Origin of the sequence: uncultured Sulfitobacter sp. (genome assembly GCF_964021855.1) — a bacterium.
GTDB lineage: Bacteria > Pseudomonadota > Alphaproteobacteria > Rhodobacterales > Rhodobacteraceae > Sulfitobacter.
In genome coordinates this window covers 177,111-197,889 of sequence record NZ_CAXHZD010000001.1, presented here as the reverse complement: position 1 = coordinate 197,889, position 20,779 = coordinate 177,111, and the positions used below count along the sequence as shown (strand labels likewise).

The window sequence follows — 20,779 nt, the reverse complement described above, 5'->3', positions numbered from 1 at the left end:
GCTGGTTCTGACGGGGCAAGGTCATACGGCCTTGCCCCTTTTCGCCCCCGCCGCCTGTCGGACTGTGCAAAGGAATGCCCCCTAAGTGAGCCAGAAAATATTCGCCCCTTGGGATAACCCGAATGAAAAGCCGCTGATCCGGTTTGAGAATGTCACCAAGCAGTTTGGTGATTTCACCGCGATCGACGATCTGACACTGAACATCTACGAGAAAGAATTTTTTGCGCTGCTGGGGCCGTCGGGCTGCGGCAAGACCACGATGATGCGTATGCTGGCGGGTTTTGAAAATCCGACCTCGGGCAAGATGGAATTGGCGGGCAAGAACATCGCGGGTATTCCGCCCAACAAGCGGGCTGTGAACATGATGTTCCAGTCCTATGCGTTGTTTCCTCATCTAAGTGTTTGGGAGAATATCGCCTTTGGTCTTAAGCGCGGCGACATGGATAAGCGTGCCATTGCCACCCGTGTGGAAGAGATGCTTAAGCTGACGCGACTGAGCAAGTTTGCAGGCCGAAAACCGCATCAGATTTCAGGCGGCCAGCGTCAGCGGGTCGCCCTTGCGCGGTCCTTGGCCAAGGCACCAAAGTTGCTGCTGCTGGATGAACCGCTTGGCGCTTTGGACAAGAAGTTGCGGCAAGACACGCAGTTCGAGTTGATGGATATCCAAGAGAGCACGGGCACGACATTTGTCATTGTGACCCACGACCAAGAAGAGGCGATGACCGTTGCGAGCCGGGTCGCGGTGATGGACGAAGGGCGTATTATTCAGGTCGCAACGCCCGACGGTATCTATGAAGCCCCCAATTCCGTTTATGTCGCCGACTTTATCGGGGACGTGAACATTATCGAAGGGACGGTCAAACCTGCGGGGGATGGTATGTACTCGCTCGCTTGGGCCGAGAATGAGCCGCCGTTCTTGGCGACCTCGGATGTGCCGTTCAGCGACGGGCAAAACGCGCATCTTGCCATTAGACCGGAAAAAATCTCGATCACGACCGAAAAACCCGAAGAAGCCAAGAACGCCGTGCAAGGCAGCGTGTTGGATATTGCCTATCTGGGCAACCTCAGCACCTATTATGTTCAACTGGCGGGCGGGCAAATTATCAAGGCGCAGACGGCAAACACCCGTCGTCTCTCCCGGCGTAGCATCACTTGGGAGGATAAAGTCTGGATCTCGTGGAACGCGACCGCTGGCGTGCTGTTAGCGGAATGAATATGCGCCGCTTTTTCCTGATCGCGGTGCCGTACGGCTGGCTATTGGCGCTGTTCTTGATCCCGTTCTTTATCGTATTCAAGATATCTCTGTCTGATTTGGCGCTGTCGATTCCGCCCTATACACCGACGATGAAAGACGGCTTTGGGCAGATGATCAAAGCCTTTGATTTTGAGAACTTCGTTTTTCTGACGACAGATGATCTCTATTGGAAGGCCTATCTTAGCAGTCTGAAGATTGCATTGATTTCGACGGTGCTGGCGCTGCTGGTCGGGTATCCAATGGCGTACGGTATGGCCCGCGCCCCCGAGGAATGGCGGCCAACCTTGATGATGCTGGTGATCCTGCCGTTTTGGACCAGCTTTTTGATCCGTGTCTATGCGTGGGTCGGTATCCTAAGCAATGAAGGGTTCCTGAACCAGTTTTTGCTGTGGACGGGTCTGATTTCCACCCCGCTGACCATTATGAATACGACAACGGCGGTCTATATCGGGATCGTTTATACGTATCTCCCCTTCATGATCCTGCCGATTTACGCGGCACTGGATCGGTTGGATGAATCACTGATCGAAGCCGCCGAAGATTTGGGATGTTCGCGCATCAAGGCATTTTGGCTGGTGACGATTCCGCTGTCTCGTAACGGCATTATCGCGGGTTGTTTTCTGGTCTTTATCCCCGCGCTAGGTGAATTTGTCATTCCATCGCTTTTGGGCGGTTCCGGCACATTGATGATCGGCAAGGTTCTGTTCGAGGAATTCTTTAACAACCGCGATTGGCCTGTGGCCAGTGCCGTTGCCGTGATCTTGTTGCTGATCCTGATCGTGCCGATCATTCTGTTCCAGCGCAACCAGCAGCGCCAAGCGGAGGCCGATACATGAGGCGTACAAGCTGGTTCAATGTCACATCGCTGACCCTTGGGTTTGCGTTTTTGTACCTGCCGATGGTTTTGCTGGTTATCTATAGCTTCAACAGCTCGAAACTGGTGACAGTCTGGGCAGGGTTTTCGACCAAATGGTATGGTGAGCTGGTCCAGAACGAGGCGTTTTTGGATGCCGCGCTGGTCACGCTTAAGGTCGCCGTGGCGTCATCAACCTTGGCCACGATACTGGGCACAATGGCAGCCTATGTGCTGGTGCGCGGCGGGCGGTTCTTGGGGCGTACGTTATTCTCGGGCATGATATACGCGCCGCTCGTCATGCCCGAAGTGATCACGGGTCTGTCGCTATTGCTGCTGTTTATCGGATTAGGGTTGGACCGTGGCGTGCTTACCATCGTCTTGGCGCATACCACCTTTTCAATGTGTTACGTGTCGGTCGTGGTGTCATCGCGGCTGGTGTCATTCGACCGCTCGCTTGAGGAAGCCGCCCTTGATCTGGGGTGCTCGCCCTTTGACGCGTTCCGCCTTGTTACATTGCCCATCATAGCACCGGCTGTGATTTCTGGTTGGTTGCTTGCGTTCACCTTGTCGCTGGATGACTTGGTGATTGCATCGTTTACCACTGGCCCGTCTTCCACCACCCTCCCGATCAAGATCTGGAGCGCGGTACGTTTGGGCGTGTCGCCCGAGATCAACGCATTGTCGACGATCATGATCGGTATCGTTACAGTGGGTGTGATTAGTGCTTCGTTGATTTCCAAGCGTAATGCGGTCAAAGCACAACAGGACATGCAAGCAGCGGAACGTGGGGCAACTTGAAGCGTATTTTTGATGACTTCGCTTACAGCGATACACCGCGGGCTTATTGCTGGTGGGATGAAACCTGCGAGGATGTAGCCCGGCCGTCTTTGGACCGGGATGAAACCTGTGATGTTGTAATCATCGGTGGCGGCTTCACGGGGCTGTCAGCGGCCCTGCGTCTGGCGCAGGCGGGCGTAAAGGTCATCGTCCTAGAAAACCGTTATGTCGGCTGGGGTGCTTCGGGCCGCAACGGCGGGTTTTGCTGTCTGGGTGGCGGTCGCCTAAGCGACCAGGCGCTTGATCGTAAGTTCGGCCGCGACAGCCGGATTGCCTTTCGACGAGCAGAATTGGCTGCGGTCAAAATGGTCGAAACCCTAGCGACGGAACATAATATCGAGATTGATCGCCATTCCGAAGGCGAGACCGAGCTGGCACATCGCCCCAAGGAAATGGCGGCTTTGCGTGCGCGTGTTCCGGAAATCAAGGAAAACTACGGCCTTGATGCGACGCTGATAGAAAAGCGGGAGCTTGCAGCGCACGGGTTGAGCGGCGATTTCCATGGCGCGCTGACCATCCCTGCCGGTTTTGCTTTGAATCCCCGGAAGTATGTGACGGGTCTTGCCGCTGCGGCCGAACAGGCAGGCGCAGTCATTTACCACAACACAACGGCGCAAAACATCGTCAAGACATCCAGTGGGTACCAAGTTCAGACAAAAATCGGATCTGTCAAAGCGAAGAACCTGCTTGTTGCGACGAACGGATATTCCTCGGAAGATATGCCAGATTGGCTGGCGGGCCGATATATGCCTGCGCAATCCAGCGTGATTGTCACCCGTCCGCTGATCGACGAAGAGATCAAGGCCGCCGGCTGGTTTAGCAATCAAATGGTCTATGACAGCCGATACCTTTTGCATTATTTCAGGTTGATGCCTGACCGCCGGATGCTTTTTGGGATGCGTGGCGCGTTAATAACGGGCCCGGCGGCCGAAGCACGCGCAATTGCTAACGTCCGGCGGGAGTTCGAACAGTTCTTTCCAGCCTGGAGACATGTCGAGACGCCCTATGGCTGGTCCGGCATGGTCTGTCTGGCCCGTGACCACATGCCATTCGTGGGGGAAGTCCCTGATAACAAAGGTATGTATGCAAGCCTTTGTTATCATGGAAACGGCGTCGCGATGGGGACCTATTGTGGCGCGCTCGCGGCCAGCGCCATATTGGAAGAAACCGATACGCTCCCCTTCCCGGTGGCGGTCAAAACGCCCCTATCCCAATTTGAGTTAGGCGGGTTCCGGCGGGCGTTGTTGCCGTTTGCCTATCTGTGGTATGGGCTCGCTGATCGATAGCGCATGTTTCCAAACATGCGTCGTATCAACTGATATCAATAGAATTTGAGGGGCTGGACCGATGAAGATTGCGATGATTGGCACAGGTTACGTCGGTTTGGTTTCCGGTGTCTGTTTTTCTGATTTCGGTCATGACGTTGTTTGCGTCGACAAAGACCCGAACAAGATTGCCCAGCTTGAGAAAGGGATCGTGCCGATTTACGAGCCCGGTCTTGATGATCTGATGGCGAAAAATGTTAACGCTGGCCGTCTGTCATTTTCCGTAGATTTGCAAGCTGCGGTGGACGGGGCTGATGCCATTTTCATCGCGGTTGGCACGCCGACCCGTCGTGGCGACGGGCATGCTGATCTGACCTATGTCATGGCCGCCGCGACCGAGATTGCGGATGCCTTGACCGGTTATGCGGTGATTGTAACGAAATCGACCGTCCCCGTCGGCACGAACCGGCAGGTACAAGAGGTCATTTCCAAGGCGAACCCCAAAGCCGAATTTGATATTGCGTCAAACCCGGAGTTTCTGCGCGAAGGGGCCGCGATCGATGATTTCATGCGCCCGGACCGCGTTGTTGTTGGCGTTGAAGACGCGCGCGCCGCTGAAGTGATGGGCTCGATTTACCGTCCCTTATCGCTGCGTGAATTTCCAATCATGTTTACCGATTTGGAAAGCGCCGAAGTCATCAAATATGCCGCCAACGCATTTCTTGCGATGAAGATCACATTCATCAACGAGATCGCGTCGCTTTGCGAGCGTACCGGCGCAGATGTTAAAATGGTGTCCAAGGGGATGGGCCTTGATAACCGGATCGGCTCAAAGTTTTTGCATGCGGGTCCCGGTTATGGCGGCAGCTGTTTTCCCAAAGATACGCAGGCACTTGCACGTATGGGCCAAGATCACTCTGTCCCGATGCAGTTGACTGAAACGGTTATCAAGGTGAACGACGAGGTGAAGCGCAGGATGGTCGATAAGGTGGTCGATATCTGCGGTGGATCGGTGAATGGCAAAACAATCGCCGTTCTTGGCGTTACCTTTAAACCCAATACGGACGATATGCGTGATGCGCCCAGCCTTACAATCGTGCCCGCGCTTGTCGGAAACGGGGCAAAGGTGCGTGTGGTGGACCCCCAAGGCAAGCACGAGGGCGAGGCCCTATTGCCGGGTGTTTCCTGGATCGACGATGCGTATCTTGCTGCTCAAGACGCAGATGCACTGGTGATTTTGACCGAGTGGAACGAATTCAGGGCGCTGGATTTAAAGCGGATGGCAGACCGCATGTCGACGCCCGTCATGGCAGATTTACGCAATATCTATACCCCGAAAGATGCCGAAAATGCAGGGTTTAGTGCCTATGTTTCCATCGGTCGCCAAGGTTTTGGTATTTAATCGGCCTCTCGCAATGCGGTGACATCGGTCGTTGAAATCTTGCTCCCGCCCGCAAGGATCAGATGTGTGGCACCTTCTTCGATCCTCGCTTCGGTGATGCGTGAATATGTTGCGGCTTCTGTCTCATTGATCAATTCCCCGGCCTTAAAGCTTTCTACCTTGAAACTGTAATTCCCGCTTGGAAAGGCCGCGCCGGTTGACGAAACGCCGGCCCATTGTACAGGCTCGTCAGATACGGGAATAAGGCCCCGTTGCACCTCTGCGCCTTGCGCGTTGAAGGTTACCAGTTCAGCACGATCTGCCCCCGCTGCCGGGGTAGGCAGCACGGTGATGGGGGTGCCGTTGAAATCGGCGGGCGCAGTTGTGCGTGCCTCCATCCCGACCCAACTTGCGATTTGGCTGATGCCTCCGCCGCTAAGCTGCGCTGACAAGGCGGTAAGCAGGTCATTGGAGAGTACTTGCTGTTCAACCATCGAAAACTGCGCCAGCTGCGCAGAGTATTCGGAGCTATCAATAGGTTCTAGCGGATCTTGATAGCGCGCCTGCGTGGTCAGCATTTGTAGAAATGTTTCAAAATCAGATGAAATGACGCTTTTGGGTTTTACGGCAGTTGCGGGGGGCTGTGTTGTCGCAGCGGTAAAATTCGGTTCGGTGACTGTCATGTAAATTTCTTCCTATAAACGGATATCAAGACCGGCGTTGCCGAGCGACGTGGGCTGGCTTTCAGGCACCGCGCCCGCGACGGGTACGGCAGGTTGATCCTCTGCAATCGCGTTTTCGCGGCTTAGGGTATCGGGCTGCTGGCCCGTATCGCCGCCCTCATGACTGAAAGAAAAACCTGGGTCCGTATATCCGAGCAGCCTTAATTCTTGGTCAAGCTGATCAATGTTCCGCCGCAACATATCGAGGGTTTCGGGGCGTTCGGCCTGAACACTCACAACCAGCCCCCCTTCGGCTTGGCTGATCGACAGCCGGACGCGGCCAAGCTCTTCTGGGCTGAGCGCGACATCGACAGATTTGCCGCCACTTGTGTGGATGATCTCTGCCAATTGCCGGGGGATATGTTGCGGGATGCCCGCCTTTGCCGAAAATTGCGTCGGTACCTGAGATACGCTGCGGGACTGCTCGGTCAGTTGGGTTTGTATCAATTCACCTTCTGGTTCTTCACCGGATACGCCCAAGGCAAGGCGAAAATCATCTGCTGCACCACTTGGTTGGGGCGGCTGCGCAGCTAATTTTTGCGTATTCGCGGCACGCGTTAGCGCAGCCAATGTGTTTCGAGGTTTATCCGTAGTGATGTTTTCAGCACCCGCGCCATTCGTAGCTTGTGTGTTATCTCGTGCTTCGCGTTCGGTTCTTGGTTTCGGCATCTCTGCTGACTGGTTCGGCACTAACGTACCGAGTGGTGCTGCCGGTGAACCATAGACCGCACCGGCCGGTGTTGCGGCAAGCCCGGTCTGCGAAGATTGAGAAAGCTCAGGCTGAACTGCCGTTTGGTTGCGATTCTGCGACGGATTAGCTGTGCTTGGCGGCTCTTTCGGCGGAGTGAGCGTGGCCCTAGGAGGGGGGACAGAATCCGTGGATGACGGTTTCCTTGCACCAGACGGGTCCAGTGAGGCCCCCAGTTTTTGGCCCTCGGCGGCACCAGAGGTTTTTGACTCCTGCCTTAAGGCGTCGCTACTGAAAAGCTCTACTTCTTTGGCAGATCCGGCGTTGGCGAGGTTCAAGGGATGCCCCCCAGTGGGCACTGCAGGTTGTCCCCCTAAGGGCCGGTGCGGGGATCCAGAGCTATGAGTGTGTGCTGCAACTGAGGGATGAAGCACTTCACTACTGCCCGCTGGTTTGATTGCTGGGACGCTTTCAGGGCGTTTTGATGTGAGTGCCGGAGCCGTTTGAGGACCGTCAGCCTGTGACGGCTCTTGCGACCCTTGCGGGCGCAAAGCCGCAATGGGCGAACCCGTCCGCACAGCAGTCATTTCCGGCGCGGGTAGCGGTCTGGTTTCGGTTGTGGATGTTGCGGAAACCACGGGGCGCATTTGCGCAGCAGTTGTTCCGCTCAAGCGGTGGCTGGAGCTGGCCCCAGCGGCAACATTCCTCTGAGTTTGGCCAGTTTTAGGCCAAAGTGATACCTCTGCAAGGCTTTGAAACGAACGGTCCCCGGCTATGCCTTTTCCGCCGACCTGCTCTTTCTTCAAGCGCTGAGGAGCCACTTCGATAGGGGCCTCCTCAGCCATCGTGATTTCTTCGTTTTCAAGCGCGCCCCGAGCCGGCTTTTCCAGCTGGTCAGGGTCTGCATCGATATCGGATTCGGCAACCGCTTGAGGATGCGTTTCATCGGCTTCGTTGTCGGCTGCGCTTGGATGCCTGCCCGAGATATCGTCACTTTCGCGCGGTTCGCCGGTTTGAGATAGCCCCGAGAATATCGCCGAAAATGTCGTGTTGTTTGTGCCTGTCGCCTGCGACTGATTCTGAGAGTCGCTGCCCAATTCGGTCGATCGGTGATTTGCTTTTGCGCCATTTCCGATCACTGGACCGAGCGTATCTGACAACTGCATCTATCTACTCCAAAAGGGTATTTCGGTTCGTGATGACTATGACGAGAGATAGTTACCGGTTGTTTACCGCTTTCTGAGCATGATCAGCAAAGTACGTGCAATTTAAGGAATAATGACATGGATATCCCGGCGATACGGGGAGGCTCGGGCCACGTGGGTGGCCAGCAGAAGCGTCTTTATGAAACTGCGCAAGAACTCGAAGCCACGTTTTTGGCTGAAATGCTAAAATCAGCAGGGCTCGGAGAAGCCCGAGACAGTTTTGGAGGGGGTGCAGGAGAAGAGCAGTTTGGGTCATTTCTGCTGCAACAGCAGGCGATGCAAATTGTTAAGGCCGGCGGCATCGGCCTTACGGAAACCCTATTTCAAGCATTGAAAGACAGAACCGATGACCAAACAAATTGATACATTAATTGAGTCACTTGACGATGTTTTAGAGGCCGAGCGGTCTGCGTTGATCAAGGGAAAGCTAGAGCTGCTCACGAACATGGCGGACCAGAAAGAGGCGTTGATTGAGGCCCTGAACAGCGCAAAGGTGGATGATGATGCGCCGCTTAAGCTGTTGGATGTAAAGGTGAAACGGAACCAAGCGCTTTTGAATAACGCGCTTGATGGTATTCGCAAGGTTACGCGCCGGATGGCGGCCTTTCGGCGGGTACAGGCATCCCTCGAGACCTACGATAAAAATGGCGACAAATGTGTTGTAGAGGTCGCGCCCAAATCCTCGGTCGAGCGTCGCGCCTGATTTTGAATCAAATGCCGGTCATTGGGGCGGGCTATATTAGGGAGCTGTTAAGCGAAACAAGAACATGGTGGCCGTGCATCCGAGGTCGGATGGCGCACCATTTTGTAGTTGAATGTGTGCACAGGTCAGAATGGCATTTTGGTCCAGCCCCAGGGGGGAGGGCCGCAAACGGACGCAAAGCGTCATTGACTAAAGGAACATGTTCATGTCGAGCATTAACACAAACAACGGCGCAATGGTTGCGCTTCAAACTCTTCGTTCCATCAACAAGGACCTGTCTGCGACACAAAGCGCTATTTCGACAGGTAAAGACATCAACACAGCGAAAGACAACTCAACTGTCTGGATGACTTTGGCGTTCGATGAATAAGCGCGCTGTGTGCGGATCATTGTGGTCAGCTCGGTCGCCACATCGGTTGTGGATTCCTCGCGGGCATAGCTTTTGATATCGCCCGTAGGTCCGTCACCTGCGTCCCAAAGGAAGTAGGCACCGCTTTCAGGTGAAATCATGTAGGTTTGCGCGTCGAGAGAAACGAGCCCTTCGGCGTTTGGCAGGTCAACCAATGGAATTTGATAGATCGTTTTGCGCAATCCATTGTCATAAAGCACGTTTACAAAACCATTCGCGTCGACCTCGACAGATGCCATGTTACCGACGGGCGACCCGTCTTTGGTAAGCGCAATCGGGGCAAAACTGTCGGACAGTTGCGAAAGGCCCGTTCCGCTGTTGATCGCGCCGATATTGAACTCGATCGGGCCGCTGGCGGCGTTGATCACCATCGCGCCCGTAACAGGGTCATAACCGCCACCGGACACTGTCGTGACAGAGCCGATTGTGCCGCCCGCTGTGCGGCTGTCGTCAAATGTGATTACGTATTCGCCGACCACCGCGCCGCCTTGGGCCGAATCTGTCAAGACAGCCGTCCATTCGTTGGATGCGCCCGTGGCTGGAACGGTCGGCGTAAACTCCATCGAGATACTTTTCGACGTGCCAAGGTTGTCAAAATATTCGATCGACAGCACTTGTGATTCACCAGACCCGCTCGCCTCTGTCGAGGTGGCCGGCAGGTTCAGGCTCATATTAACTTTGGTGGTGGGATCACCGCTGAGGCTGAGGGCGAACTGAACCGGGCTTAGCCCGTCATTCGTATCCCGAGGATAGTTCGCGACAGTGCCATCCTGGTTCGCGGGCCATCCGAGCAAGAGCAACCCGGTTTCTGTCGTCAGCAGCCCATCTGAATCCAGCCGAAAGGAGCCGGTCGTGGCAAGCATCATTTCGCTGCTGCTATCGCCGTTTGGGTCCGCCTCAAATGCGTTTTTTGTGGTGACCGGCAAAAAGCCGCGACCGCGCACCGCAAGGTCGGTCGAGTTCGAGGTGCTGATGACAGCCCCGCTTTCGCTGACCAACCGGTTGGAAGAGGCGCGGACCCCCCCCGCAGTATAGCCGCTGATCCCGTCGCTGAGTACCAATGAGTTAAAATCAGTGACGACGCGTTTGTAGCCATAGGTGGAGGAGTTCGCGATGTTGTCCGAAACAGCGGCCAAACGCGTTGCGTTGGCCTGTAGTCCTGCAACCCCTGCGTTGAGCGAAGATGAAATTGTCATGCGCTAGCCTTTCTGTTGTTCCAATCGACGTTGGTTCCAACACATAGGCGCTTGTGACTTAACGCCTGACTAACAGATAAAATACGCCATAGTTCTGGGCCGTCATTGCCTTAGCAAAATCACCTGAAGCCGATTGTTACGGACATCCATCTTGTTTTCTGTTTCAGGCTTCCGATCTGCGTAACCTGTTACTTTCTGTATTCTTTTCGGGTCATCCAGATATTTTTCAAGCAGCAGCCGGGTCACGGTTGCGCGCTGCGCTGATAGATCCCAAACAGGGTTCTCAATAGCTACAATTGGATTGGAACGGACGTACCCAGCCACCGAAATGTCATTCACGACAACTTTGGTTGCATCAGCAATCACATACAGCAGCTGTTCAAGAAGTGGCGATGCCTTATCAGTACCCTCTTTGAACAGCGGTGTACCTTCGACATCGAATAGTTCGATAACCATTCCCTCGTCGGTGACCTTAGTGATCACGTGGCGTTTCAATTCATCCATGACCATGGATTCGCCGCCACGCCCCCTGAGCAGTTCATCCACCGCTTTGAAGCGTTCATTCTCGCCCTCGACGTCGGGGCCACTGCTGGCGTCTTGGCCTTGACCTGACTGATCGGGCGCTGATGCACCTGTCCCGCTATTGGGCAATGTCATTTCTGTAAAAATACTGTCGCCCGACAGCGCACCGTCACCACCGCCCGAAACCCGCATAATCGGGATCGAAGGGGAGAAGTAATCAGCCAGCCCCTGACGTTGTTGTTCTGTTGTCGCGTTCAGCAGCCACATCAACATAAAAAATGCCATCATCGCGGTCACAAAGTCCGCGTAAGCGACTTTCCAAGCACCACCATGGTGCCCGCCGCCTTTGATCACTTTTTTACGTTTAATGATAACTGGTGCCGCATTTGCCTGCGCCGCCATTCTCACTACCCTTTTTTCACCCAAGGGAAGGTGTAACGAGGAGGAGTTACAGCCAGCTTAACATCTTTAATTGTCAGTATTCTAACCAGGCTATTAGCTCAGGTGGTCCTCACCCCGGCTACGGGCCAGCATGATCTGGTGCTGGCGTTCGCGAAAGCGGGCTTTGTCGGCGTCAGATGTCTCATTAACGCATTGATGGCAGCTTACGCCGGCCTCGTAGCCGTCGCGGGCGGTATCCTGCGGCAGGATCGGCCGGCGGCAGCCGTGGCACAGCATATGGGGGCCTTCTTTCAGCCCGTGGCCAACGCTGACCCGGTTGTCAAAAACGAAACATTCGCCCTGCCAGCTGCTGTCTTCCTGAGGGACATTTTCGAGATATTTCAAAATGCCACCCTTGAGGTGAAACACATCTTCGACACCCTGACCGACAAGGTAATTCGTTGATTTTTCACAGCGAATCCCACCCGTGCAGAACATCGCGATCTTTTTGTTGTGAAAACGGTGCTTGTTCTCCTGCCACCATGCGGGGAACTCACCAAAGCTTTTAGTTTGCGGGTCAATGGCACCATCGAACGTGCCGATCGAAACCTCGTAGTCATTGCGGGTATCGATCACGGCGACATCATCGCGGCCGATCAGATCGTTCCAATCGGCGGCTTCGACATAGTGGCCGACGCGGTCGGTAGGATCGACATCAGGCTGCCCCATCGTGACGATTTCACGCTTCAGGCGGACCTTCATTTTGCCGAAAGGCGGGGTTTTCGCGGTGCTTTCCTTCCACTCCAACCCATCGCAGCCCGGCAAGGATTTGATACGGGCAAGCACCGCATCAATACCGGTACGCGGGCCTGCGATGGTGCCGTTGATCCCTTCGCCAGCGACCAGCAACGTGCCTTTAACGTCCTGCGCATCGCACAGCGCCTTAAGCGGCGCGCGCAGGCCATCAGGATCGCTGAAACGGGTAAAGTGATAAAGAGCGGCAATGATATACATGGGCGCTCAGATACGCCCCCTGCGCGCGTCAGGCAAGAGGGTGCTTTCCGCCCTGACCTGACCGTGAAGATATGGTATCGCGAGTCGTGATAAGGAGAAAACAAGATGACCAAAGCATTGATCGTGATCGACGTCCAAAACGACTTTTGCCCCGGCGGGGCGCTGGAAGTTCCCCAAGGGGATGAAATTATCGAACAGATCAATGATCTTATGGCGGATGTGGACGCCGTCATTCTAACCCAAGACTGGCATCCGGCGGGGCATTCTTCTTTTGCCTCTTCGCATGCGGATAAGGGGCCGTATGAGGTGATCGAGATGCCCTATGGCCCGCAGGTTCTGTGGCCGGAACATTGCGTTCAGGGCACCAAGGGTGGCCAATTTCACGCTGATTTGAATGATACAGCCGCCGATCTGATAATCCGAAAAGGGTACAACTCTGATATCGACAGCTATTCCGCGTTTTTTGAAAACGACCACATCACGCCAACCGGGCTTGACGGCTATCTGCGCAGCCGTGGCATTACGGATTTGGTTATGGTCGGCTTGGCCTTGGACTTCTGCGTTAACTTCTCAGCAGTAGATGCTGCGAAATTGGGCTACAATGTCGAGGTCAGGCAAGATCTTTGCCGTGCCATTGATCTGGACGGGTCGCTTGCCGCCGCCCTTGAGGGGATGGTGGCAGCCAGTGTTACCCTGACCCAAGCGTAGGTTGCTGAACCGGCGATAGGTTCAAAATGCCAAGCGCGTCGAGGCCGCCCAAGGTGGCGTCGACCGCAACGGTTGCGAGAATGATGCCCATAACGCGGCTGATCACGCTGGCACCTGTCGTTCCCATCAAGCGCCCCATTTTTCCAGCCATCAGCAACAGGACCAAGGTTACTGCCAGTATCAGCACCAACAGGGCCGCGGTGACGATCTGATCTGACACGGGGTTGCTGTGATTATCCGTCAAAATGACGATGGCCAGCATTGCACCCGGTGACGCGATAGATGGCATTGCCAGTGGGAACACCGCACCCGCCAGATGATCGCGCTCGGCGGCTTCGATCTCTTGTGATGGTTTGGGTTCGCCAAAGATCATGCTCAGCGCGAATAGAAACAGCACGATGCCACCCGCCACCTGAAACGACCCAAGCCGCAAGCCCAGAGATTCCAACAAGAACTGCCCCCCGATGAGGAAGGCCAGCAACACGGCCCCGGCCACCAACACAGCACGCAGCGCAAAACTGCGGTGCAGTTTCTTGGGCACATTAGCCGTCGCGTATAGAAAAACCGGCAAACTGCCGATTGGATCGATCACAACGAACAAGGTGATCAGTTCTCTTAGAAGATTGGGCCATTCCAACATAACGCGGACCTATTTGGGGGATGCTTTCTGCGATATCATAGGTTTATGCCTATGTCAGCGGCTATTCCCTTGCCCCCTTAAACGGGATGCGTCACAAACACACCGCCTAACGGAGCCTAAGATCATGGTCGATATCGCCAGCCGCGTCTGGAATCACAAGTGGAAGATCGACCCGATCGTTCGGTCGCTGATCGATACGGATTTCTATAAATTGCTGATGTGCCAATCGGTGTTTCGCAACAAGCCTGAAACCCAGGTGACCTTCAGCCTGATCAACCGGTCAAAGCATATTCCCCTTGCCGATCTGATCGACGAAGGCGAACTGCGCGAGCAGTTGGATCATATCCGATCTTTATCGCTTAGCCGCGGCGAGAGCACTTGGCTGCGGGGCAACACGTTTTACGGCAAACGCCAGATGTTCAGGCCCGATTTCATGGAGTGGTTCGAGGGGCTGCGCCTGCCGCCCTATCATCTGGAACGCAAAGGCGACCAATACGAGCTGACGTTCGAGGGAACATGGCCCGAGGTGATGCTGTGGGAAATCCCTGCCCTTGCGGTTCTGATGGAACTGCGCGGCCGGGCTGTTCTGGGCAAAATGGGCAAATTCGAACTGCAGATTCTTTACGCGCGCGGCATGACCCGCGTTTGGGAAAAGATCGAAGAGCTTCGCAAAATTCCGGGCCTGTCCATCGCGGATTTCGGCACACGTCGCCGTCATTCTTTCTTGTGGCAGGACTGGTGTGTTCAAGCCATGCAAGAAGGGCTGGGAAATGCCTTTACCGGGACGTCAAACTGCAAAATCGCGATGTCGCGCGAAGTCGAGGCGATCGGCACCAACGCCCATGAGCTGCCGATGGTTTATGCCGCCTTGGCCAAGGATGATGCCGCCCTCGCGCAGGCCCCCTATGATGTTTTGCAAGACTGGCACGAAGAACACGAAGGCAATCTGCGGATTATCCTGCCGGACACCTACGGGACCAAGGGGTTCTTGGACAACGCGCCTGATTGGTTGGCGGGTTGGACGGGCATCCGTGTTGACAGCGGCGATCCGGCCACGGCTGCGCAAATCGCCATTGATTGGTGGAAATCGCGGGGCGAGGACCCAAGCCGCAAACGGATCATATTCAGCGACGGTCTGGACGTGGCCAAAATCAAAGAGCTGCACACCCAATTTGCGGATAAGGCGACGGTTTCGTTCGGTTGGGGCACCTTGCTAACCAATGATTTCCGCAATCTGGTGCCTGACGATGCGCTGGCCCCCTTTAGCCTCGTTTGCAAAGCGGTTTCGGCCAACGGCAAACCGACGGTCAAACTGTCAGACAACCCCAATAAAGCGATGGGCCCGCAAAGCGAGATCGACCGCTACAAACGGGTTTTTCAGGTTGGGGAACAGGACACGCAAAAGGTCATCGTCTAGGTGATGATCTTTGCCTCACTTGGCCGGATCAACCTTGCCACGCAGGGCCTTTACCTCTCCGCGGACTTTCTTTTCCTTCAGGCGTCGCTTTTTAGACCCGAGCGTTGGTCGCGTCGGGATGCGGCGTTTGGGTGGGGTCAGCGCTGATTTGATCAGTTCTTTCAACCGGTCACGCGCGATTTCGCGGTTGCGGGCTTGGCTGCGCGTTTCGTCGCATTGGATCACCAACGCCCCTTCGTTGGTCCACCGGCGCCCTGCCAGCCTGCGCAGACGGTTTTTCACGGGGGTGGTTAGTGATGGAGAAGTCGCGGCTTCGAACCGCAATTCAACCGCGCTTGAGACCTTGTTGACGTTTTGCCCACCGGGGCCGGACGCCCGCATAAAGCTTTCGGTCAGCTCCCAGTCTTGAATGGCAATGTCGTCGGTGATGTGCAGCACGGGTGGTCTCCTTAAGTGCAGTATCGCATCGCAACTGCCCAAGTAAAAGACCCCCGAAAATGCGAAAAGGGCCGCCCTGAAAAGAGCGGCCCAATCGAATGGTTTACGGAGGTGGGATCGGTTAGATCAGCGATCCACCCAAGGTTCTGACCACTAAGGGCTGCCCTAGCGGTTGTCCTCCCAAGCTGTTCCGACACCTCTCTCCAATACCGTTCTTGACACTGGATCACCTCCTTTACATTTGTTGAACTCACCCAAAGCTTTGCACAGGATCAGCAAAAGGCAAAACGTTTTTTTGCCGTCACAAATGACTGCGGGCGCGAAGCTGCTGCCAATCGTGGCAATAGCTTTGCGCCCGCAGGGGAGATTTTAACGTTGCTTAACGTGCGGGCAGTAGCCGCGCAGTAATCATGCGGAAAGGGATCAGCGCGATCAAGGCAAGGCTAAGCTTTACAGCCCAATCAGCTACGGCAAGCGATACCCAAAGCGGTGCAACAGGCCCGCTGCCAAGCAATGGCAGCGCTTCGGTCGCCCAAGATACGTCTGTCAGGGGGCTGATAAACGACAGCGCGCCAGAGAACGCGATTGAGAAGAACAATACCGTATCAACAGTGCTGCCGATCAATGTGCTGGCAAGCGGCGCGCGCCACCATTTGCCGTCCCGAAGGGCCGAAAAGATCGCAACATCAAGAAGTTGAGCCACCAAAAAGGCAGCGCCTGACCCGATGGCGATGCGAATTGTCACCAGCGGACCAAATTCGCCCATGATCTGTGTGCCGATCAAAGAGCAGACCAAACCAACGACAAAACCCACCAAAACCACGCGCCGTGCGGCGGTTTGGCCGTAAACGCGGTTCATGATGTCTGTCACCAGAAAAGCGAAAGGATAGGTGAATGCGCCCCAAGTGAGCCATTGCCCATAGAGGAATTGAACGAGAATATTCGAGGCCACAACAATGGCGGCCATGGCAATAATGCCGGGAAGATATGTGCGTGTCATGTGTTAACCGTTTTTTGCAAGGGTGCGGCGACTTGGCCTGCGGGAATCGCAGACAAATTGGCCTTAAGCGGTTGATCTGCGTCTTGCAAGCTAATCGATTACCGAAAATTCGATGATCTGGGTGTTTTGGAACGGCATAAAATTGTCGTCAGACACAAGCGTTAGCCGGGTTCGGCCCGATGCATCCTCCCACACAGAGATAGCTTCGAGGTTGTCAAACCGCGCCGGCAGGGTCTGGATGAGGGTAACGCTGTGGGGCGTAGCTGCATCAAGATCGATCCGCCTGATCCGCGTTCTAAACCCCAGCGGGGTCACCGTACGCTCTAGCAAATACAGCCGACCACTGTCGTCAAAATCCGCGCCAACGGGCAGAAAGGGGCCGTTTCGGGGTATTTGCGCTGCAATGGTTTGTTGCCCGTCTTTGAAGGCAAGCAGGGGGAAGTAATCGCCTTTCGCCTGTTCGGGGATCGCGAATAACGTACCATCAGGACCGATGGAAAGCGCTTCGAAACCGCTGTTTTCACCCAGAAAATCTGACGGGGAAAAGTTGATGAAGGGCGTGGTGACGCCATTTTGCAGGTCTACGGTTACGATCCGGTGCTGCCCTTCAAAGCTGACATAGTGTTGGCCATCGGGTGCGATGGCCAAGCCTTCTGCATCGATGAAAGGTTTGCGCAATATCTTTCCCGCAGCATCCCGCATGGCGACGGAATGGGTGATCTTGGCGGCGGTGACAACACGTCCGTCCCGCTGTAAGGTGGCCTGCAGAACGCGGCCTCGATCCGTTATGACGGTCATATGCTTGCCATCAGCCGAAAGCTCGATCCCCGACAGACCGCCGAACCAAGACGCGCTGTTGTGCCACGTGAACTCAGTTTCCAGATGCAACACAGGTTTATCCACGGCCGCCGAAGCGACCGAAGTTAAAAATAGCGTAAGTATGAAGCTGATGAGGTTCAGTTCGCTTCCAGTACCGATTGGCATTGCGCAGGCAGATCCGCCAAGATCAGCGCGCGTTTCGGTTTGCGTTTTGGCGGGTTCGGATTTGGCGGTGGCGGGTTCAGGATATTCGCCTGCCATTGCCGCGCGTCAGCGCATCCATCGCCTGCAGGGGGCTGAGCTTGATCGACACAGCCACGTGCACCTTGAGGGCAGCTTAGACGCACGTGGAAATGATAATGATGCCCATACCACGGGCGAATTTTACGCAGCCAGCTGCGGTCTCCTTTTTCGTCTGCACACATTTGCACCTTAGCACCGGGAAAGACGAAAATACGGGCGACGCGGGGGTCGGATGCTGCAGCTTTCAACACTTCATGATGTTGACGTGTCCAGCTGCTGTTGACGTAAGCACCCTTTGCCCGGCGCATGGAAATAGAAGAGATTTTCTCGCGCTCGGCGCGGCTTAGGGTTAGCGATTGGGCGGGCAGCATCCAAATGTCGGCGTCCAGACCCATCTGGTGGCTGGCATGACCGGACAGCATTGGGCCACCGCGCGGCTGGCTCATGTCGCCGACGTAAATCCCGTTCCACCCGGGCTGCCGTGCTGCTTTCACGCTTAGGTTTTTGACAAAATCGATCATCTCTGGATGGGCCCAGTTCCGGTTTCGCGACAATCGCATTGCCTGCCAAGTCGGGCCCGTTTCCGGCAATTGCTGCGCACCTGCGACGCAGCCCTTTGCATAGCTGCCAAAGGCAGCTGGGCTTTGCCGTGATCCCCCACTTTTCGCCCCGAACAGTTTCTTTGCCTGAACGTTGCTTAGCGCGCCGCCGGACGAACCGATTGTGGGCAAAATTTGTGACGCTTGCGGGTTCGGTTTGGATGGTGGTCCGCTACATGCGGTCATCGCCAGTAAGAGGGTTATACCGGTCAAAAGGCGCGAAAAGGGCATTTTGCGAAATCTCCATTCGGTTTAACCCATAGTAGCAGAACCAGCCCAAGGATGAAGAGCCCAACAACAGGTGTAATGCCCAATCTTTGACTTCCGGTTAAATCGCTTGCAATCGCGATCAAGGCCGGAGCCAAAAAGGCGGTTGCCTTGCCGGATAGCGCATAAAGACCAAAGGCCTCGGTCATACGCTCCGGATTGCCCTGACGGGTCAGCATATTGCGGGACGATGCCTGCAACGCGCCGCCTGCGGCACCGATCAAGGCACCTGCAATATAGAACAGAATGTCGGGCAGCGCGGACCCATCGGCAAGGACGAAACCCATCACCGAGGTCGGCGTAAGCGAGATAATCAAACAAGCGGTCGCGATCAGAACGCTACAGCAGGCCACGATGACCGGCATCGGCCCAATGGCACGGTCAACGCGCCCGCCGATCCAGCAAAAGATGGCCCCTGACACAGCTGCAAGGATGCCAAAAATACCGATATCAATGATCGACCAGTTCAACACGCCAAGCGCGTAAATGCCGCCAAATGTGTACATACCGTTCAACGCGTCGCGGTAAAACATCGACGATCCCAGATAGGCGAGCAGCGACGGATGCTGTGGCAGCTTTTTCAGGGTGCGACCCAAGTCAGACAAAGCCTTGCCTACAACGTATTTCTTGGCATTCGGCTTTGGCGTATCCCGGACGTATAAAAAGAACGGGATCATGAAAACAGCATACCAGATCGCGGTGAGCGGCCCAACGATCCTTGTGTCGGCGCTGGTGGCGGGATCAAGCCCAAATGCGGGGTCGAGACCCAGCATCGTCTTTCCTGTGTCGCCGGCCTGAAACAAGAAAATCATCACGATCAACGCGACAACGCCGCCGACATAGCCGAACCCCCAACCTGATCCTGAAACGCGCCCTCTCTCGGCTGGATCGGGGGACAGTTCAGGCAAATAGGAGTTCGTGAAAATTGTCGCGAATTCCATCCCGATCAGGCCGATCCCAAAGAAGATGAGGGCCCAAGTGACCGAGAAATCCTGCGGCGCGGTCCACCAAAGGGCCGCAGACCCGATAACGTAGAGGGCAGAGAACAGCCAAATCCACGGCATACGCTTGCCAGTTGAATCCGCCACGGCCCCCAGAATGGGCGCAAGGATGGCAATGGAAACACCGGCAATGGCCAGCCCATAGCCCCAATATGCCTGCGCTTGCGCCTTGGCCAACTCTACGGGCATCCCGCCGTCGACCAGCGAAGCGGTGGCCGTCTGTGCAAAATAGGGACCGAAAATAAAGGTCAAAAGCAACGTATTATAAGGCTGGCTCGCCCAATCAAAGAAATACCAGCCCCAGATTTTCTTGCGCGATGAAATCGTTGCCATTTGTGCTCTCCGGTTTTGGGGGACGGTAGTGCAGTGGGGTGGCACCACGCAAGGCGCGTTTTCTGCGCGGCGGAAAACGGCAGGTGACTGAATACCTGCGCGGGCAGAGAAACCCCGGCAAAAGCGGTTTTCTTTTTAGGGGTGGGGCTATATTTTGGTTAGCATACCTTTAATATTTTGAGCACCATATGATCCGTATTTTATACTTTAGCACAGCCCGCCCGTCCGTTTCAAAAGACACAGTCAAGCAGATTGCAGAACAAGCCAAAGTGAAAAACCATCAACTGGGGATCACCGGTGCGTTGGCCTATAACGGGCGCAATTTTTGTCAGGCGCTAGAGGGCGGAGAAGCCGAAGTGCGGGGCCTTATCGAAGAAATTTGCGCGGACGAACGCCATAGCGGCTTTAAAATTCTTGATGAAAAGCAAATCACCGAACGTCATTTTCCGGACTGGACAATGGAGCTGGTGAGTGAGCTGGATTTTTCAGTCGTGATTAACTCTATGTAATGATAGAACTGTTGCTGCCCTTGCTCTTTCACGGGGGGCTGCTTAACTGCGTTACAGTTCATAAAAAGGTCGAGCCATGACATCGTTGTTCCAAATCCTAATGCTGCTTTTGAATATCGTGTGGTTTGTCATCATCGCCCACGTGATTATGAGCTGGCTGATTAACTTTCAGGTATTAAACCTGCGCCAGCCCCTGGTCGCGCAGATTTGGGAGGGGTTAAACCGCCTCCTAGAGCCTGTTTATAGCCGGGTCCGCAGCTTTTTGCCGCCAATGGGCGGGCTTGACCTTGCGCCGTTGGTCGTTCTGATCTCGGTCGCGATTTTGCGTATCCTTTTGATAAACAACGCCGCATTGTTTTACTAAACGGCCC

22 protein-coding genes and 1 pseudogene are annotated in these 20,779 nt (G+C 55.1%); 12 read left to right on the top strand and 11 right to left on the bottom strand.

The window, feature by feature from the left end:
• The first annotated feature begins 85 nt into the window (after nucleotides 1-85).
• The 5 genes from AADJ11_RS00945 to AADJ11_RS00925 all read left to right on the top strand — a co-directional run bounded on the left by AADJ11_RS00945 (nucleotide 86) and on the right by AADJ11_RS00925 (nucleotide 5,615).
• Nucleotides 86-1,213 carry an ABC transporter ATP-binding protein gene (locus tag AADJ11_RS00945; protein ID WP_341232692.1) on the top strand — a complete coding sequence of 376 codons (1,128 nt, stop codon included), beginning with the start codon at nucleotides 86-88 and terminating at the stop codon, nucleotides 1,211-1,213.
• Between the two features lie 2 nt (nucleotides 1,214-1,215).
• Entirely contained in the window at nucleotides 1,216-2,091 is an 876-nt protein-coding gene (locus AADJ11_RS00940) for an ABC transporter permease subunit (RefSeq protein ID WP_341232691.1), read from the top strand.
• Nucleotides 2,088-2,909 (top strand): ABC transporter permease subunit, encoded by an 822-nt coding sequence (locus tag AADJ11_RS00935; RefSeq protein WP_341232690.1) that lies wholly within the window; start codon nucleotides 2,088-2,090, stop codon nucleotides 2,907-2,909. Before AADJ11_RS00940 ends, AADJ11_RS00935 begins: the two co-directional genes overlap by 4 nt.
• Nucleotides 2,906-4,234 (top strand): FAD-binding oxidoreductase, encoded by a 1,329-nt coding sequence (locus AADJ11_RS00930; RefSeq protein ID WP_341232689.1) that lies wholly within the window; start codon nucleotides 2,906-2,908, stop codon nucleotides 4,232-4,234. Before AADJ11_RS00935 ends, AADJ11_RS00930 begins: the two co-directional genes overlap by 4 nt.
• A 61-nt stretch (nucleotides 4,235-4,295) precedes the next feature.
• A complete protein-coding gene (locus tag AADJ11_RS00925) occupies nucleotides 4,296-5,615 on the top strand; it encodes a UDP-glucose/GDP-mannose dehydrogenase family protein (RefSeq protein WP_341232688.1) in 1,320 nt (439 codons plus the stop codon).
• On the opposite strand, the gene AADJ11_RS00920 is transcribed toward AADJ11_RS00925, so the two are convergent.
• Together AADJ11_RS00920 and AADJ11_RS00915 are read right to left on the bottom strand one after the other, a co-directional pair.
• Nucleotides 5,612-6,277, bottom strand: a complete 666-nt coding sequence (locus AADJ11_RS00920) for a flagellar hook capping FlgD N-terminal domain-containing protein (RefSeq protein WP_341232687.1) — start codon at nucleotides 6,275-6,277, stop codon at nucleotides 5,612-5,614. The two genes, AADJ11_RS00925 and AADJ11_RS00920, sit on opposite strands and share 4 nt — an antisense overlap.
• A 12-nt stretch (nucleotides 6,278-6,289) precedes the next feature.
• Entirely contained in the window at nucleotides 6,290-8,170 is a 1,881-nt protein-coding gene (locus tag AADJ11_RS00915; RefSeq protein ID WP_341232686.1) for a flagellar hook-length control protein FliK, read from the bottom strand.
• A gap of 117 nt (nucleotides 8,171-8,287) precedes the next feature.
• Between AADJ11_RS00915 and AADJ11_RS00910 the strand changes: the two genes are divergently transcribed.
• The 3 genes and pseudogenes from AADJ11_RS00910 to AADJ11_RS00900 form a co-directional block, all read left to right on the top strand.
• Complete coding sequence (locus AADJ11_RS00910; RefSeq protein ID WP_341232685.1) at nucleotides 8,288-8,572, top strand: rod-binding protein; 285 nt, start codon at nucleotides 8,288-8,290, stop codon at nucleotides 8,570-8,572.
• Complete coding sequence (locus AADJ11_RS00905; RefSeq protein ID WP_341232684.1) at nucleotides 8,556-8,912, top strand: flagellar biosynthesis protein FlgN; 357 nt, start codon at nucleotides 8,556-8,558, stop codon at nucleotides 8,910-8,912. The genes AADJ11_RS00910 and AADJ11_RS00905 overlap by 17 nt, the downstream gene beginning before the upstream one ends.
• A gap of 199 nt (nucleotides 8,913-9,111) precedes the next feature.
• Nucleotides 9,112-9,198: pseudogene (locus AADJ11_RS00900) on the top strand (flagellin); the annotation flags it as partial.
• Here the strand turns inward: AADJ11_RS00900 and AADJ11_RS00895 are convergent.
• From AADJ11_RS00895 to AADJ11_RS00885, 3 genes are all read right to left on the bottom strand, one after another.
• On the bottom strand, nucleotides 9,159-10,517 hold the full coding sequence (locus tag AADJ11_RS00895) for a flagellar hook-basal body complex protein (protein ID WP_341232683.1): 1,359 nt from the start codon (nucleotides 10,515-10,517) through the stop codon (nucleotides 9,159-9,161). The pseudogene AADJ11_RS00900 and the gene AADJ11_RS00895 sit on opposite strands and share 40 nt — an antisense overlap.
• Nucleotides 10,518-10,619: 102 nt before the next feature.
• On the bottom strand, nucleotides 10,620-11,441 hold the full coding sequence (locus tag AADJ11_RS00890) for a flagellar motor protein MotB (protein WP_341232682.1): 822 nt from the start codon (nucleotides 11,439-11,441) through the stop codon (nucleotides 10,620-10,622).
• A gap of 93 nt (nucleotides 11,442-11,534) precedes the next feature.
• A complete protein-coding gene (locus AADJ11_RS00885) occupies nucleotides 11,535-12,434 on the bottom strand; it encodes a rhodanese-related sulfurtransferase (RefSeq protein WP_341232681.1) in 900 nt (299 codons plus the stop codon).
• 105 nt (nucleotides 12,435-12,539) lie between these two features.
• Between AADJ11_RS00885 and pncA the strand changes: the two genes are divergently transcribed.
• Entirely contained in the window at nucleotides 12,540-13,142 is a 603-nt protein-coding gene (gene pncA / locus AADJ11_RS00880) for a bifunctional nicotinamidase/pyrazinamidase (protein ID WP_341232680.1), read from the top strand.
• Here the strand turns inward: pncA and AADJ11_RS00875 are convergent.
• A complete protein-coding gene (locus tag AADJ11_RS00875; RefSeq protein WP_341232679.1) occupies nucleotides 13,123-13,782 on the bottom strand; it encodes a MarC family protein in 660 nt (219 codons plus the stop codon). The two genes, pncA and AADJ11_RS00875, sit on opposite strands and share 20 nt — an antisense overlap.
• 124 nt (nucleotides 13,783-13,906) lie before the next feature.
• Here AADJ11_RS00875 and AADJ11_RS00870 point away from each other — a divergent pair, with 124 nt between their 5' ends.
• Nucleotides 13,907-15,199 carry a nicotinate phosphoribosyltransferase gene (locus tag AADJ11_RS00870; protein ID WP_341232678.1) on the top strand — a complete coding sequence of 431 codons (1,293 nt, stop codon included), beginning with the start codon at nucleotides 13,907-13,909 and terminating at the stop codon, nucleotides 15,197-15,199.
• A gap of 15 nt (nucleotides 15,200-15,214) precedes the next feature.
• Here the strand turns inward: AADJ11_RS00870 and arfB are convergent, their stop codons facing one another.
• The 5 genes from arfB to AADJ11_RS00845 form a co-directional block, all read right to left on the bottom strand.
• The gene (gene arfB, locus AADJ11_RS00865; RefSeq protein ID WP_341232677.1) at nucleotides 15,215-15,637 is read right to left on the bottom strand and encodes an alternative ribosome rescue aminoacyl-tRNA hydrolase ArfB; all 423 of its coding nucleotides are present in this window, start codon (nucleotides 15,635-15,637) and stop codon (nucleotides 15,215-15,217) included.
• A gap of 379 nt (nucleotides 15,638-16,016) precedes the next feature.
• Nucleotides 16,017-16,637, bottom strand: a complete 621-nt coding sequence (locus AADJ11_RS00860) for a queuosine precursor transporter (protein WP_341232676.1) — start codon at nucleotides 16,635-16,637, stop codon at nucleotides 16,017-16,019.
• A 90-nt stretch (nucleotides 16,638-16,727) separates the two neighbouring features.
• On the bottom strand, nucleotides 16,728-17,528 hold the full coding sequence (locus AADJ11_RS00855) for an esterase-like activity of phytase family protein (RefSeq protein WP_341232675.1): 801 nt from the start codon (nucleotides 17,526-17,528) through the stop codon (nucleotides 16,728-16,730).
• A gap of 65 nt (nucleotides 17,529-17,593) precedes the next feature.
• Nucleotides 17,594-18,529: a penicillin-insensitive murein endopeptidase gene (mepA, locus tag AADJ11_RS00850; protein WP_341232674.1), complete on the bottom strand. Its 936-nt coding sequence runs from the start codon at nucleotides 18,527-18,529 to the stop codon at nucleotides 17,594-17,596.
• On the bottom strand, nucleotides 18,508-19,899 hold the full coding sequence (locus AADJ11_RS00845) for an MFS transporter (RefSeq protein WP_341232673.1): 1,392 nt from the start codon (nucleotides 19,897-19,899) through the stop codon (nucleotides 18,508-18,510). The genes mepA and AADJ11_RS00845 overlap by 22 nt, the downstream gene beginning before the upstream one ends.
• A gap of 188 nt (nucleotides 19,900-20,087) precedes the next feature.
• Here AADJ11_RS00845 and AADJ11_RS00840 point away from each other — a divergent pair, with 188 nt between their 5' ends.
• A complete protein-coding gene (locus AADJ11_RS00840; RefSeq protein ID WP_341232672.1) occupies nucleotides 20,088-20,408 on the top strand; it encodes a BLUF domain-containing protein in 321 nt (106 codons plus the stop codon).
• Between the two features lie 76 nt (nucleotides 20,409-20,484).
• Entirely contained in the window at nucleotides 20,485-20,772 is a 288-nt protein-coding gene (locus AADJ11_RS00835) for a YggT family protein (RefSeq protein WP_341232671.1), read from the top strand.
• Nucleotides 20,773-20,779: the final 7 nt, after the last annotated feature.

What these genes read in the sequence shown, in the direction of transcription:
- AADJ11_RS00840 (WP_341232672.1), top strand. Translation starts at nt 20,088, where the DNA reads ATGATCCGTATTTTATACTTTAGCACAGCCCGCCCGTCCGTTTCAAAA.
- AADJ11_RS00920 (WP_341232687.1), bottom strand. Translation starts at nt 6,277, where the DNA reads ATGACAGTCACCGAACCGAATTTTACCGCTGCGACAACACAGCCCCCC.
- AADJ11_RS00905 (WP_341232684.1), top strand. Translation starts at nt 8,556, where the DNA reads ATGACCAAACAAATTGATACATTAATTGAGTCACTTGACGATGTTTTA.
- mepA (WP_341232674.1), bottom strand. Translation starts at nt 18,529, where the DNA reads ATGCCCTTTTCGCGCCTTTTGACCGGTATAACCCTCTTACTGGCGATG.
- AADJ11_RS00875 (WP_341232679.1), bottom strand. Translation starts at nt 13,782, where the DNA reads ATGTTGGAATGGCCCAATCTTCTAAGAGAACTGATCACCTTGTTCGTT.
- AADJ11_RS00915 (WP_341232686.1), bottom strand. Translation starts at nt 8,170, where the DNA reads ATGCAGTTGTCAGATACGCTCGGTCCAGTGATCGGAAATGGCGCAAAA.
- AADJ11_RS00870 (WP_341232678.1), top strand. Translation starts at nt 13,907, where the DNA reads ATGGTCGATATCGCCAGCCGCGTCTGGAATCACAAGTGGAAGATCGAC.
- AADJ11_RS00890 (WP_341232682.1), bottom strand. Translation starts at nt 11,441, where the DNA reads ATGGCGGCGCAGGCAAATGCGGCACCAGTTATCATTAAACGTAAAAAA.
- AADJ11_RS00925 (WP_341232688.1), top strand. Translation starts at nt 4,296, where the DNA reads ATGAAGATTGCGATGATTGGCACAGGTTACGTCGGTTTGGTTTCCGGT.
- AADJ11_RS00895 (WP_341232683.1), bottom strand. Translation starts at nt 10,517, where the DNA reads ATGACAATTTCATCTTCGCTCAACGCAGGGGTTGCAGGACTACAGGCC.
- AADJ11_RS00885 (WP_341232681.1), bottom strand. Translation starts at nt 12,434, where the DNA reads ATGTATATCATTGCCGCTCTTTATCACTTTACCCGTTTCAGCGATCCT.
- AADJ11_RS00935 (WP_341232690.1), top strand. Translation starts at nt 2,088, where the DNA reads ATGAGGCGTACAAGCTGGTTCAATGTCACATCGCTGACCCTTGGGTTT.
- AADJ11_RS00910 (WP_341232685.1), top strand. Translation starts at nt 8,288, where the DNA reads ATGGATATCCCGGCGATACGGGGAGGCTCGGGCCACGTGGGTGGCCAG.
- AADJ11_RS00835 (WP_341232671.1), top strand. Translation starts at nt 20,485, where the DNA reads ATGACATCGTTGTTCCAAATCCTAATGCTGCTTTTGAATATCGTGTGG.
- AADJ11_RS00940 (WP_341232691.1), top strand. Translation starts at nt 1,216, where the DNA reads ATGCGCCGCTTTTTCCTGATCGCGGTGCCGTACGGCTGGCTATTGGCG.
- AADJ11_RS00860 (WP_341232676.1), bottom strand. Translation starts at nt 16,637, where the DNA reads ATGACACGCACATATCTTCCCGGCATTATTGCCATGGCCGCCATTGTT.
- AADJ11_RS00845 (WP_341232673.1), bottom strand. Translation starts at nt 19,899, where the DNA reads ATGGCAACGATTTCATCGCGCAAGAAAATCTGGGGCTGGTATTTCTTT.
- pncA (WP_341232680.1), top strand. Translation starts at nt 12,540, where the DNA reads ATGACCAAAGCATTGATCGTGATCGACGTCCAAAACGACTTTTGCCCC.